At 35.9% G+C, this 14,565-nt stretch carries 9 protein-coding genes and 1 tRNA gene; all 10 read left to right on the forward strand.

Annotation, left to right across the window (positions count from 1 at the left end; genetic code table 11):
• Positions 1-58: 58 nt before the first annotated feature.
• The 10 genes from CUU59_RS02755 (at position 59) to pepV (ending at position 14,436) form a co-directional block, all read left to right on the forward strand.
• The gene (locus CUU59_RS02755) at positions 59-1,267 is read left to right on the forward strand and encodes a hemolysin family protein (RefSeq protein WP_099950486.1); all 1,209 of its coding nucleotides are present in this window, start codon (positions 59-61) and stop codon (positions 1,265-1,267) included.
• Between the two features lie 4 nt (positions 1,268-1,271).
• Positions 1,272-4,688 (forward strand): DNA polymerase III subunit alpha, encoded by a 3,417-nt coding sequence (locus tag CUU59_RS02760; protein ID WP_099950487.1) that lies wholly within the window; start codon positions 1,272-1,274, stop codon positions 4,686-4,688.
• A complete protein-coding gene (gene pfkA / locus CUU59_RS02765) occupies positions 4,685-5,641 on the forward strand; it encodes a 6-phosphofructokinase (RefSeq protein ID WP_099950488.1) in 957 nt (318 codons plus the stop codon). The genes CUU59_RS02760 and pfkA overlap by 4 nt, the downstream gene beginning before the upstream one ends.
• Positions 5,642-5,649: 8 nt before the next feature.
• Positions 5,650-7,401 carry a pyruvate kinase gene (gene pyk / locus CUU59_RS02770; protein ID WP_099950489.1) on the forward strand — a complete coding sequence of 584 codons (1,752 nt, stop codon included), beginning with the start codon at positions 5,650-5,652 and terminating at the stop codon, positions 7,399-7,401.
• Positions 7,394-7,828: a deoxycytidylate deaminase gene (locus tag CUU59_RS02775; protein WP_075573753.1), complete on the forward strand. Its 435-nt coding sequence runs from the start codon at positions 7,394-7,396 to the stop codon at positions 7,826-7,828. Before pyk ends, CUU59_RS02775 begins: the two co-directional genes overlap by 8 nt.
• Positions 7,829-7,864: 36 nt before the next feature.
• The gene (gene trkA / locus CUU59_RS02780) at positions 7,865-9,220 is read left to right on the forward strand and encodes a Trk system potassium transporter TrkA (RefSeq protein ID WP_075573752.1); all 1,356 of its coding nucleotides are present in this window, start codon (positions 7,865-7,867) and stop codon (positions 9,218-9,220) included.
• 1 nt (position 9,221) lies between these two features.
• On the forward strand, positions 9,222-10,667 hold the full coding sequence (locus tag CUU59_RS02785; RefSeq protein WP_099950883.1) for a TrkH family potassium uptake protein: 1,446 nt from the start codon (positions 9,222-9,224) through the stop codon (positions 10,665-10,667).
• A gap of 85 nt (positions 10,668-10,752) precedes the next feature.
• Positions 10,753-10,826, forward strand: a tRNA-Cys gene (locus CUU59_RS02790).
• Between the two features lie 301 nt (positions 10,827-11,127).
• Complete coding sequence (gene thrS / locus CUU59_RS02795) at positions 11,128-13,041, forward strand: threonine--tRNA ligase (protein WP_099950490.1); 1,914 nt, start codon at positions 11,128-11,130, stop codon at positions 13,039-13,041.
• Complete coding sequence (gene pepV, locus CUU59_RS02800; RefSeq protein ID WP_099950491.1) at positions 13,042-14,436, forward strand: dipeptidase PepV; 1,395 nt, start codon at positions 13,042-13,044, stop codon at positions 14,434-14,436.
• Positions 14,437-14,565: the final 129 nt, after the last annotated feature.

Below are 14,565 nucleotides of genomic sequence, written 5' to 3' on the forward strand. Positions count from 1 at the left end.
GAATTTATTTGACTAATAGGGGGTCTATATTCTATAATATAAGCTAAGGAGGACTATTTTGAATATAGTAATAATTTTGATTTTAATTGCTATGTCTGCTTTCTTTTCTGGCAGTGAAACATCTATCACTTCGCTTAGTTCAATTAAGCTTAGGCAGCTTGTTGAATCTAAGGTTAAAAATGCGGACAAGCTTGAATATTTGATAGAGGATTCCAATAGGACAATTTCGGCAATATTAATTGGCAATAATATTGTAAACATACTTTCTTCATCCTTGTCCACAGTTATTTTTGTGGATATGTTTGGGAAAAACGGGGTCGCTATATCGACTGTCGTGATGACAATTTTAATTTTAATTTTTGGAGAAATTATTCCAAAAAATTTAGCTAAGGCGAACTCTACAAAATTTGCCCTCGCAGTAGCCCCTTTTATTTATTATATTGTTAAGGTTTTCACACCTCTTACAATGCTATTTGGAGCTCTCAGCAAGGCTATAGTAAGTGAATCTGAAGAAGACAAGATTACCGAAGATGACCTGATAACAATTTTAAATGTCAGCCATGAAGAAGGTATACTTGAAAACGAACAAAAAGAGATGATGGAAAATGTTTTCTCTATTGCAGGTACACAAGCCAAAGATGTTATGACCAATCGTACGAGTATTATCAGTATTCCTGTGGATTCCACTTATGATGAGGTTATGGATATTGTGAAAAACAATAACTTCTCTCGTTATCCAGTAATTGATGAGAATATTGATGACATTATTGGACTTTTATTTGCAAAGGACCTACTGGCAGTTGATAAAGAAAATTTCAATATAAGAGATCATTTGCGTGAAGCTATATTTCAATATGAATCTAGGCCAAACTTTTTACTTCTCAGTGAATTAAAAAAACATAAGATGAGTATGGCTATAATACTTGACGAGTACGGCGGGACGGCTGGACTTGTTACAGTGGAGGATATAGTCGAAGAAATAGTTGGCGATATTGACGATGAATTTGACGAAGCAGATAATTCTATTAAGCAAGTTACTGAAAACACATTTGTTATTCAAGCGGATACAGATTTAGATGATATAAATGATAGGCTTTCTACAAATCTTGAGTCCGATGAATATGAAAGTATCGGTGGATTTGTAATTGGCCTTGCTGGAAAATTTCCAAAAGTTGGCGAGATCTACAAATATGAAAATTATACATTTATAATCGACAAGGCTAGTCCAAATAAACTTGAAAGGCTAAAGATGCGCATAGAAAGGTGATGTAATGTTTACACACTTACACCTGCACACTGAGTTTTCGCTGCTCGATGGGGCAATAAAAATCAGTGACTTGGCAGAGAAAGCAAAAGAATACAAGATGAACTCAGTAGCCATTACCGATCATGGGAATATGTACGGGGCTATTAACTTTTACAAAGAGTTAAAAAAAGCTGGCATAAAACCCATTATTGGATCTGAAGTTTATATTTCTAGAGGTGATCACAGGCTGAAAAATCCAGACGACAGGTCAGGTTATCACCTTATTTTGCTATGCAAAAATGAAATAGGCTTGAAGAATCTGATGAAAATTTCTAGCGAAGGATTTTTAAATGGATTTTATTACAGGCCGCGTGTTAGCCACGAGTTCTTGCAAGAACACAGCGAAGGCTTAGTTGCACTTTCTGCTTGCTTGGGTGGAGAAATTCAATCCCATTATTTAAATGGTGACGAGGTTTCAGCTGTAAATGCATATAAATGGTACGCAGATGTCTTTAAAGACGATTTTTACTTAGAAATTCAAAATCATGGCATAAGGGAAGAAGATGTGATTAGGCATTACTTCAAAACTCTTAGGGACCGTTTTGGTGCAAAACTAGTGGCAACAAATGATTGCCACTATTTAAATAAAGAGGATGCTTTTATCCAAGAAGTTCTGATGGCCATATCTATGGGCAAGACTATAAATGATGAGACCAGAATGACCTTCGCGAGTGACGAATTTTATTTCAAATCTTCAGAAGAGATGGAAGAATTATTTGCTGATATGCCAGATGCAATAAAAAACACACAGGAGATTGCAGATAAATGCAATGTGGAAATTGAATTTGGCCACTATCATTTGCCTAACTTCGATACTCCGGGTAATATGGGTCACTTTGAATACTTAAAAAAACAAACCCATGATGGGATTATTGAAAGATATGAAAAAGATGGCAAGGTTGCCGATGAGGTTTGGCAAAGGGTTGAAAGCGAGCTAAGCATTATTAAAGACATGGGCTTCGTGGATTACTTTTTGATAGTCCAAGACTTTATTCTCTTTGCTAAATCAAAGGGTATTCCTGTTGGCCCTGGTCGTGGATCAAGTGTTGGATCCATAGTTTGTTATGCGCTTGGCATAGTTGACTTGGACCCATTAAAATATGACTTGGTCTTTGAAAGATTTTTAAATCCAGATAGGGTAACCATGCCTGATATAGATATTGACTTTTGCTATGAAAGAAGAGAAGAAGTTATTCAATATGTTAAAGAAAAATATGGCCACGACCATGTTGCGCAAATAATTACCTTTGGAACCATGGCTGCTAAAGGATCGATTAGAGATGTTGGTCGCGTGCTTGATATGCCTTATAATGATGTTGATAAAATCGCAAAAATGATTCCAAATGAACTTGATATTACAATTGACAAGGCACTTAATGACAACCCAGAATTACAAGATGCCTATGACAATGATAGGGAAGTAAAAAAACTCATCGATATTTCAAGGAGAATCGAGGGTCACGTTAGGCACGCAAGCACTCACGCAGCTGGCGTTGTTATTTCAAAAAGCCCGCTGGTAAATTACGCACCGCTGGCAACAGCTCAGGATCAACCTGTAACTCAGTATACAATGACAACACTTGAAGAACTTGGTCTTTTGAAGATGGACTTCTTGGGCTTAAGGACTTTAACAGTTATAGAAGATTCATTAAAATTAATCGAAAAAAATACTGGCCACAGACCAAGCTTTGAAGACATGAAGCTAGATGATCCAGAAACTATAAAATTATTTGCAGATGTAAATACAATTGGTATCTTCCAATTTGAATCACCTGGCATGAGGGCCTTCTTAAAAGAGCTAAAGGTAGATCGTTTTGAAGATTTAATTGCAGCTAACTCACTCTTTAGACCAGGGCCAATGGATAGCATTCCCGATTTTTGTGAACGCAAAAACTCTGATGTGAAGATAGACTATAAGCATCCAATTCTTGAAAAAATTTTAAAAGATACCCATGGAGTAATAGTTTTCCAAGAGCAAGTTATAGCCATCGTTCAACAACTTGGAGGATATACAATTGGACGAGCTGATTTGATTAGGCGAGCCATGAGTAAAAAGAAAATGGACGTTATGGAAGAAGAAAGGCCGATATTTATCAAGGGCGCTATTGAAAAAGGGGCATCAAAAGAACTTGCAGAAGAAGTTTTTGATGATATGATTGACTTTGCAAAATATGCCTTTAACAAAAGTCACTCTGCAGCATACAGCCTTGATGCATGGAGGACTGCATGGCTCAAGACTCATTATCCTAAGGAATTTATGGCGAGCCTTTTAACTTCAGTTGCTGGTCAACAAGACAAGGTCGCTCTTTATATAGAAGAGGCAAGGCGGATGGGAATAAAAATCATTCCACCTGATGTAAATAAATCTGAATGGAGATTTACTACAGAGGGCGATGATATAAGGATGGGCTTTAAGGCAATTAAAGGCTTAGGCCACAATACAGCAGACGCTATTGTCGAGGCAAGGAAAGAAAATAAATTTACATCTCTTACGGATTTAATCAGGGCGATTTCAAAAATAGATTCAGCAGCACTTAATAAAAGATCTTTTGAATCACTTGTGTATGCTGGAGCTTTCGATAGCTTTGGAGTAAACCGGAGGTCAGCTCTAAATCAATATGCCGTTATAATTGACACAGTAAATATTGAGAAGAGGTCAAATGTAAGAGGTCAATTTAATATGTTCGGCTCTGAATCCGATTCTATGATTTTGGTTAACTTGGAAGAGTTTAATAAGGATGAGCTCTTGGAATTAGAAAAAGATGTCCTGGGTGTATATGTTTCCAGCCATCCTCTGGAGTCTTACGAAGAAATAATTAAAGCTTTGCAAAACAAAGATATTGCAACTATAAATGAAGAGTATGAAGAGTATTTATCAAATGGTATTTCATTTAATAGATACAGGCTAAAGTTGGCAGGACTTGTCTCAAGATCTCGTGTATTAATCACTAGGAGAAACGAAAAGATGATGACTCTTGAACTCCAAGATTTAACTGGCAGGATAGATGCAGTTGTCTTTCCAAATGTTTATAGAAAGTACAGAGACAAGCTTGTAGATGGCAGCAGAGTTTTACTGAGCGGGGACTTGTCCTACAGCGATGTTGAAAAACCAAAGCTAATTGTAAATGAGGTTAGCGATTTAAAACAAAGGGAAACACTTTATATTAAAACAGATTCAGAAAAAAATTCTAATGAAATTAATATGGCTAGGGGCTTTATCCAATCAAACCCAGGTGACGGGGAAGTTGTATTTTATTTTTCAGATAAAGATGCGATAGGGACTTTCAAGGATGCGAGTGCCTTATATTTAAATAGTAAGAATATAGATTTTTTAGAAAAACTTTTTGGCAAAGAAAATATTAAAAGGAATGGAGACCAATGAAGATTGCAGTTTTAACTAGTGGCGGAGATGCACCGGGCATGAACGCCTGCATAAGAGCTGTTGTAAGGACATCCATATATCTCGGCATTGATGTCTATGGTGTTAGGATGGGATATAATGGCCTTATTGTTGATGATATGTACCAGATGAATGTCTCAAGTGTTGCTGATATCATCCACAGGGGCGGAACTATTTTAGGGACCGCAAGAAGCGATGAGTTTATGACAGAAGAGGGACAGAAAATTGCTGCCGAGAATTTATTAAGAAGAGGAATTAATGGCCTTGTAGCAATTGGAGGTGATGGAACTCTAACCGGTGCTTCTAAGCTTTTAGACAAGGGCATAAATGTGGTTGCAATTCCAGCTACAATTGACAACGACCTAGGATACACTGACTATACAATTGGATTTATGACGGCAACTGAGACAATTGTAGATGCAATTTCTAAATTGCGTGACACATCTAGTTCTCATGGACGGGCAAATGTGCTTGAAGTTATGGGCAGAAATTGTGGAGACTTAGCACTAACTGCTGGACTTGCAGGTGGTGCAGAGACCATTATTGTCCCTGAAATACCGTTTGATGTAGACAAAATGGTTGAAAAAGCTGTTAGCGGAATTAAAAGAGGCAAGAGGCACCACATAATTGTCGTTGCAGAAGGTGCCGCAAGTGCTTATGAAATAAGTAAAGAACTTCAAAATAGGGCTGGTATAGAAACTCGAGAAACTGTTCTTGGCCACGTACAAAGAGGTGGTATGCCAACTGTTTTTGATAGACTTATGGCTTCACGCATGGGAAATATTGCAGTAAAATTATTATCTAACAATAGAACTAATATAGCTTTGGGCTTGAAGTGCAACGAGATTGTTAAATTGGATATTGATTCTGCTTTGAAGATACCAAAGAGAATTGATCAAGAAATATTTGAAATCGCAGACATATTATCTATATAGGAGAAGATATGAATAGTACAAAAATTGTGGCCACTATTGGACCAGCAAGTGAGAGCGAAGAAACCTTAAAGCATATGATTTTAAATGGCCTAAATGTTGCTCGCTTAAACTTTTCTCATGGCACTCATGAGGAACACCAAGTTAGAATTGATAGGATAAAAAAAGTTAGCAAGGAATTGGGCATACCAGTTGCTATAATGCTTGATACAAAGGGGCCCGAAATCAGAATTGGCAGATTTAGAGAAGGACCAATTAGAATAGAACAAGGGCAAAAATTTATTCTTACAACTGATGATATACTTGGCGATCAAAATATGGTGAGCGTTTCTTATGATGGCATAATAAATGACGTGGAATTAGGCGGCAGATTATTAATTGATGACGGTCTTGTGGAGTTTGAAATTGTAAATATTTTTTCAAATTCAATTGAGCTTAAAGCAATAAATAGTGGTGAGTTATCAGATAGGAAGGGTGTAAATATTCCTGGGGCTAAAATAAAACTGCCGACCCTAACAGAACAAGATATAAGCGATATAAAATTTGGTATAAAAAATGATGTGGACTTTTTAGCTGCAAGCTTTATTAGGAATCGCAATGATGTTCTATCAATCAGAAAAATCTTAGAAGAAAATGATGGCTATCAAATTTCAATTATATCTAAAATTGAAAACCAAGAAGGCCTGGATAATTTAGATGATATACTTGCAGTTAGCGATGGTATAATGGTCGCTAGAGGAGATCTTGGAGTTGAAATTCCACCGCAAAATATTCCTCATGTGCAAAAGGAAATTATAAAAAAATGTAATTTTGCAAATAAAGTTGTAATAACAGCGACACAAATGCTTGACTCTATGACTAGAAACCCAAGACCTACAAGAGCTGAAGTAATGGACGTGGCAAACTCAATACTTGATGGGACATCTGCTGTTATGCTTTCAGGTGAAAGTGCAGCTGGTAAATATCCAATCGAGTCTATAAAAATGATGAGGAGCATTTCTATATCGACTGAAGAGAGCCCAGAATACGAAAGAATGCAAAGAGACAGGGTAGATATTAATAGGATCACTGTTACAAATGCAATTGCAGAGGCCACTTATTCAATAGCAAAAGATTTACATGCAGCTGCAATTATTTCTGCAACTAGCAGTGGACAAACGGCCAGGGCTTTATCAAAATTTAAACCTAGGCAACCTATAATTGCTATAACAGATGATGAACGAGTTGAAAGAAAGCTAACCATGGAGTGGGGGGTTTTTCCTGTTATTATTAAAGAAATTGATAACGCAAATGAGCTATTTAAAGCAGGCATCGAAAAATGCAAGGATATATATTTTAAGGAGGGAGATTTAGTTGTACTCACAGCAGGTATTCCATTTTCAAAGAGTGGATCCACAAACTTGCTTAGAGTAGAAGTAATCGCAAAAATGATGACAAAGGGAATGGGAATAGGAAGCGGAAAAATTACAGGTAGAGCTGTAGTTGCAAATTCGCAAGAAGAACTTTTGAAAGATTTTAAAGATGGTGATATAATCGTTACTCTTGGAATGGATAGAGATATGACTCCTTATGCTCAGCGTGCCAGTGCTCTTATTACTGAAGAGGGTGGCCTTACAAGCAGCGGTGCAATTATCGGTTTGTCACTTGGTTTACCAACAATTGTTGGCGCTAATGATTGTACAAAGGAAATAAAAACGGGCGACATTATAACTGTAGATATTCCTAGTGGACAAGTTTTTAAAGGGAGCGTAGAAAATGTCTAATAAAAGACAAAGTTGGGATGATTATTTTTTAGATATTGCTGAGATAGTTGCAAAGCGCTCAACATGCGATAGGGCTTATGTTGGTTGTGTACTTGTGAACAATGATCATCGTATAGTAAGCACTGGCTACAATGGAAGTGTAAGTGGGAACCCACACTGCATTGATGTTGGTCACGTTATGCGCGATGGCCATTGTATTGCTACAATTCATGCAGAAATGAATGCTCTCTTGTACTGTGCAAAGGAAGGTATAAGCGTTAAAGGATGTACTGCTTATGTAACTCACTTTCCTTGTTTAAATTGCACCAAGAGTTTGATACAAGCCGGTATAAAAAGAATAGTATATATAAATGCATATAGGCTTGATGATTATTCAATTGAGCTTCTAAATAAAAATAATATTGAAGTTGTTCAAATGGAAAGATAATCTATTTGGCTTATATGTAAATCGAGGAGATAGTTTATGGAAATTGTAATTGTTGGAGCTGGCAAAGTTGGAGAAGCACTTTGCAAGGATCTGGCATCTGAAGGAAATAATATTGTATTAATTGAACTTAACCAAAAAACTCTTGAAAAGGTTATGGAAACATCCGATATAACAGGAGTTGTTGGCAATGGTGCAAGTATAGATATTCAGATTGAAGCAGGTGTAGAAAACTGTGAAATGTTTATGGCTATAACTGATTCTGATGAATTAAATATTATCGCTTGCATTATTGCAAAAAAACTTGGGGCAAAGGATACGATTGCAAGGGTGAGAAACCCTGTGTATTCTCAAAATATGGATTTTGTAAAAGGTAATCTTGGCATAAAGTTTATGATAAATCCAGAAAAAGAGACTGCATATGATATAATGAACACTCTAAAATATCCTTGCGCTTTTAGTGTGGAAAATTTCTTGTCTAATAAAGTTAATATGGTTGAGCTGGTTGTTGAAAAAGACTCGCCTTTGGATGGATTGGTTTTAAAAAATTACAATATTACTAAAGACAAAGTTCTCATCTGTGCAGTTGAAAGAGCAGGAGAGGTCTATATTCCAGACGGAAATTTTATGCTCATGGAGGGCGATAGATTTTATATTACTGGGACCAGTAAAGCTTTGAAGCAATTTATAGGAAACTGCAAATACAAAGATGGACTAATTAAATCTGTTTTAATAGTAGGGGGCAGCAGGATTGCTTTCTACTTGATAGAATTATTATTAGAAAAAAATATAAGTGTAAAGCTTATAGAAAAAGACCCTGAAATGGCTGAGTTTTTTTCAGAAACTTATCCGCAAATTGTAGTTATAAATGCAGATGGGACAGACCAGCAAGTTCTTTTGGAAGAGAGAATTGAAAACTATGATGCAGTTGTAAGTTTAACTGGCATTGACGAAGAAAATATTATCATATCTATGTTTGCAATCAGTCAAAATGTTTCAAAAAACATTACAAAAATCAACAGAAATATTATGAAGGTTATAGTTGACAAACTGGGACTAGATACTATAGTTTCACCAAAAAAGATAATTGCAGACAAGATAATCAGATTTGTTCGTTCGCAAATTGATTCAAGTGGATCAAGGGTAGAGAATTTTAATAGGATTTTAGACAACGAAGTAGAAGTTATTCACTTTTCGATTACAGAAAAATCAAGAGCATTGAATATTCCGCTCAAGGACTTGCACACTATACCTGGGATATTAATAGCTTGTATAAAGAGAAATGGGTCGATTATTTATCCAGGTGGTAATGATTCAATTCAAATTAATGATGAGGTTTTGGTTGTAACCAAGACTAAATATTTGGATAATTTTGATGAGGCAATAGTTGATTAGTATGAACAGACGAGTAGTATTATACAATATATCTAGAATACTTTTATTGGTAGGGCTCTTGCTTTTTTTACCGATTTTAGTAGCTTTATATTATAGGGAAAGTTTTTATAATATAGCTGCATTTTTAAAATCGATACTCATAATTGCACTCGTAAGCCTACCTTTTGCTATAAAGAAACCAAAAAATTCTGGAGTTTATATTAAAGAAGGCATGATTGTTGTAAGTCTTTCTTGGATTTTAATTAGCTTTTTTGGATCCTTGCCTTTTTATTTTAGTGGGCAAATTCCAATTTTGGTTGATGCATTTTTTGAAACAGCAAGTGGATTTACCACAACAGGCTCAAGTATATTGACAGATGTAGAATCTTTGTCAAATTCTATGCTATTTTGGAGGAGTTTTACCCACTTTATTGGTGGGATGGGAGTCCTAGTATTGGTTCTTGCAATTTCACCAAACACCAGTTTAAGTGATATTCAATTTATGAAAGCAGAAGTGCCTGGGCCACAGTTTGGAAAGATGCTTAGCAAATTAAAAAGTACTGCTCAACTTTTATATTTGATATATATTGGTATGACAATAATTTTGATTTTTGCTCTTGTAATTGCTGGAATGCCAGTTTTTGATAGTGTCCTTCATGCATTTGGCACAGCAGGAACTGGAGGCTTTGGTATAAAAGCTGCAAGTATTGGCTATTATAACTCGGCTGCTATTGAAATTATTATTTCGATTGGGATGATTTTATTTGGGGTAAATTTCCATGTTTTTTATTTGATTTTAATTGGAAAAGTAAAAGATGCTCTAAGATCAGAAGAATTAAAAACATATTTATCTATAATTGGACTTGCAACACTTTTAATTTTTATAAATATATTACCAAGTCAAATAACTTCTGGAAGTGCACTTCGCCAATCACTTTTTAGTGTTTCATCTGTTATGACGACAACTGGCTATTCTACTGCCGATTTTAACACTTGGCCCATGTTTAGTAAGTGGGTTTTGGTAACACTAATGTTTATCGGAGGTTGTGCTGGTTCTACTGCTGGAGGCATAAAGGTCTCAAGGGTAATTATTATTTTTAAAACGGCTGTTGCTGAGGTAAAGAAAATTGTATCGCCAAATAGGTGTGTGGTCGTTAATGTAGATAATAGAAAAGTTGAACAGTCGGTGGAAAGAGGGGTTTCAAATTATCTGCTTATATATGCAATAGTATTTATGGCAATACTTGGACTCATATCATTTTTTACACCGGATTTTGAAACAGCCTTTACATCTGTTGCAGCAACTTTTAATAATATAGGACCTGGCCTTGGTGTTGTTGGTCCTACTGGAAGTTTTGCAATGTTTCATCCAATAGCAAAAATTATTTTGTCTTTTGCAATGATTGCAGGCAGACTTGAAATTGTTCCTGTATTATTTTTGTTTAACCCTGGTATTTGGAAAAATTAAAATAAAATTAATTATTGGTTGACAATTCAAATTTAATCGTGTATAATCTTTAAGTGATGTTTGAAAAAACGTTGTTTAAAGATGTGGCGGCATAGCCAAGTGGTAAGGCACGGGTCTGCAAAACCTTGACCACCAGTTCAAATCTGGTTGCCGCCTCCAAAATTTAGCAAGCTGAGTGCTTGCTTTTTTTATTCCTTAGTGTTATAATTTGTATGAACTGAATACTAAGTATTGAAGCGTATTTAAACTTACATTTTCAGAGAGGTCCTTGGAGCTGCGATAGGGCTAGTGTGAATTTAATTGTACCGGCGCTTTTGTAAGATGCAAGAAATTGCAAACCGTATCCTTTACGTTAAAGGTTTGAGAAGTAATTAGGGTGGAACCACGGATTTAAAGATCATTCGTCCCTTGGGGAGGTGGTCTTTTTTTGTTGATAAAATTAATTTTTTAAGGAGGATATATGAGAAAATTAACTTTACCTGATGGAAGCATCAGGGAATTTGATGATAGCATGGATGTGTATGATATTGTAGGGGAAATTTCTGCAGGCCTACAAAGAAATGCTACAGGAGCAGTACTTGATGGACACGTAATTGGCATGCAAGATGTGCCAAGTCACGATGGTAAGTTTGAAGTTTTAACTTTTGATGACATGGAAGGGAAAAAAGTTTTTTGGCACACATCTGCTCACTTGATGGCTCTAGCTATTCAAAGATTATTCCCAGGAGTTAAATTTGCAATTGGCCCTGCAATTGACCAAGGTTTTTATTACGATTTTGATACTGAACACAGATTTACTCCAGAAGATCTAGAAAAGATCGAAGCAGAAATGAAAAAAATCGTTAAAGAGGGAAATGAACTCAAGAGATTTGAAATGGAAAGGGATGAAGCTATCGAACATTTCAAAAAACTAGATGAAAAATACAAGGTAGATTTAATCGAACATTTCCCATCAGGAGAAGTTATTTCGTTCTATCAATTAGACGAGTTTGTCGACCTTTGCAGAGGACCACACTTAAAGGACGTTTCAAAGATAAAAGCCTTTAAGCTTTTAAGTGTTGCTGGTGCTTATTGGCGTGGAGACGAAAAAAATGAAATGCTTCAAAGAATTTACGGAATAAGTTTTCCTAAAAAGTCAATGCTAGATGAATATTTAGATATGCTTGAAGAGGCTAAGAAGAGAGACCATAGAAAACTTGGTAAGGAACTTGATTTATTTAGCATTCATGAAGAAGCTCCGGGAATTCCTTTCTTCCATCCAAACGGCATGATTTTGAAAAACGAACTTTTAAATTGGTGGAGAAATATATTAATTGATAATGGCTATGGAGAAATTCAAACTCCTATTATTATGAATGAAGATTTATGGCATCGTTCAGGTCACTGGGATCACTATAAAGAAAACATGTACTTTACAAGTGTTGATGACGTTCCATTTGCCATTAAACCTATGAACTGCCCAGGTTCTACGATTGTTTATGCAAATGACCTTCATTCATATAGAGATTTGCCAATTAGACTTTCAGAATTTGGCCTTGTTCACAGACATGAATTATCTGGTGCCTTACACGGACTTATGAGAGTTAGGTCTTTCACTCAAGATGATGCTCATATTTTCTGCCTTCCATCACAAGTTGAAGATGAAATTAAAAAGATGGTAAAGCTAGCAGACTATATGTATAAAACTTTTGGATTTAAATATACTGTTGAACTATCCACAAGACCAGAAGATTTCATGGGCGAAATTGAAACATGGAATATAGCAGAAGAGGCCCTTGAAAATGCCCTCCATGACATGAATATAGATTTTAAATTAAATGAAGGCGACGGCGCTTTCTATGGTCCTAAGATTGACTTCCACCTAGAAGATGCAATTGGCAGAACTTGGCAATGCGGAACAATTCAATTGGACTTCCAAATGCCAGAGAACTTTGACCTTGTATATGTTGATGAAAACAATGAAAGAAAGCGTCCAGTTATGCTTCATAGGGCAATATTTGGATCTATCGAAAGATTTATGGGCGTTCTCATTGAACACTTGGCAGGCAAGTTCCCACTATGGTTAGCTCCAGTACAAGTTGAAGTCATACCTGTCAGTGAAAAGACAAATGAATATGCAAGGGAAGTTTACAAGACCCTTAAAGAAAATGGAATTAGAGTTCATTTGGATTCCAGAGATGCTAAAATGGGAGCCAAGATTAGAGAAGCACAACTAAAAAAGATTAATTATATGTTAATACTTGGTGAAAACGAAAAAGAAAATAAAAACATTTCTATTAGAAAGAGAAATGGAGAAAACGTCAATGATGCAGATCTAAATTCATTTATAAAAGATTTGCATGATGAAATAAAAACAAAAAGGATAGGTGATTAAATGGATTTTTTAAAATGGATTGATGAACACAAGGAAGAAATGATTGAAGACTTGGGCAAATTAATTGCCATTGATTCAGTCGAAGGCGAACCAACAGCAGACGCACCTTTTGGCAATGGACCTAAAGAAGCCCTAGAAGCTTTTTTGGAGATTGGTAAAAGAGATGGATTTAGAATCGACAACCTACAAAACTACGCTGGTGATATAGAATTTGGCGAAGGCGATGAAACTGTAGGCATATTGGCTCACGTTGACGTTGTACCTGCTGGTGGCAACTGGGATACTGATCCATTTGAAATGATCAATGATGGAGAGTATCTGCAAGGTCGTGGAACCCAAGACGATAAGGGACCAGCAATTGCTGCTTATTATGCAATGCGTGCTCTAAAAGAAACAGATGAAAAATTAATCAGAAAAATTAGATTGATTTTGGGAACCAACGAAGAAACTGGTTGGGGCGGAATGAATTATTATGTAAAGAATAAGGCTATGCCTGATTTTGGATTTACTCCAGATGCTGAATTCCCGGTTATCTTTGGAGAAAAAGGAATCATTACTGGTACTTTAAAATTAAAATATAATTTCAAAGACACAATGGTTAAAGCAGTTAAAGGTGGAAATGCTCCTAATATGGTTCCAGACTTCTGCACAATTGTAATGGACGGATCTAAAGTTACTAATGAAGTAAAATCAATTGCAACTTTGCCTGATTTCAAGGTTGAAGAAAAAGGTGGAGAAGTTCATATTACAGCAAAAGGTATTAGTGCACACGGTTCAAAACCAGAACTTGGTGTAAATGCGATTTCAAAACTTATGGAACAACTAGCAAAGTTGATGCCAGTAGAAGATTCTTTCAGGGCATTTGCAGAATTTTATAATGAAGTTATGGGCTTCCACATGCACGGTGAAGGACTAGGCATCGACTATGAAGACGAATTGAGTGGCAAGTTAAACTTCAATGTAGGCATGATTTCAAATACAGATAAGGAAATTGACATTGTATTAAATATGCGCCATCCTCTTAAAGGTGTTAAAAAAGAAGAAATTATGGATAAAATCAATAAGGGAACCAGTGAATACAAGGGAGAATTTACAAGAACAGGTGGAGAAGATCCACTCTTTATTGATCCAGAAGGAAAGCTTGTTTCAATTTTGATGGACGCCTATCAAAAACAAACAGGCGACACAGAGTCAAAACCAATGACAATTGGTGGCGGAACTTATGCAAAAGCTATGAAAAACTGCGTAGCTTACGGAGCTATGTTCTTGGATGATGAAGACAGAATGCATCAAAAAAATGAAAGAATTAAAATTGATCGCTTAATGGATGCTGCAAAAATTTATGCGATTGCATTAAAAAACTTAGCATCTGAAGAAAAAGTGCTTGACAAATAATTAAGCATGTGGTATACTCATGCTTGTGAAGAAAAGTAGAAGGCCCCTTCTCACCTTATCACCTGTTGTGCATAAGGTTACAACAAAATCTTATTTATTGATTTTTTAAAAGGGCCTTCTGGGCTCTTT

The organism is Ezakiella peruensis, assembly GCF_900215725.1.
GTDB classification, from domain to species: domain Bacteria; phylum Bacillota; class Clostridia; order Tissierellales; family Peptoniphilaceae; genus Ezakiella; species Ezakiella peruensis.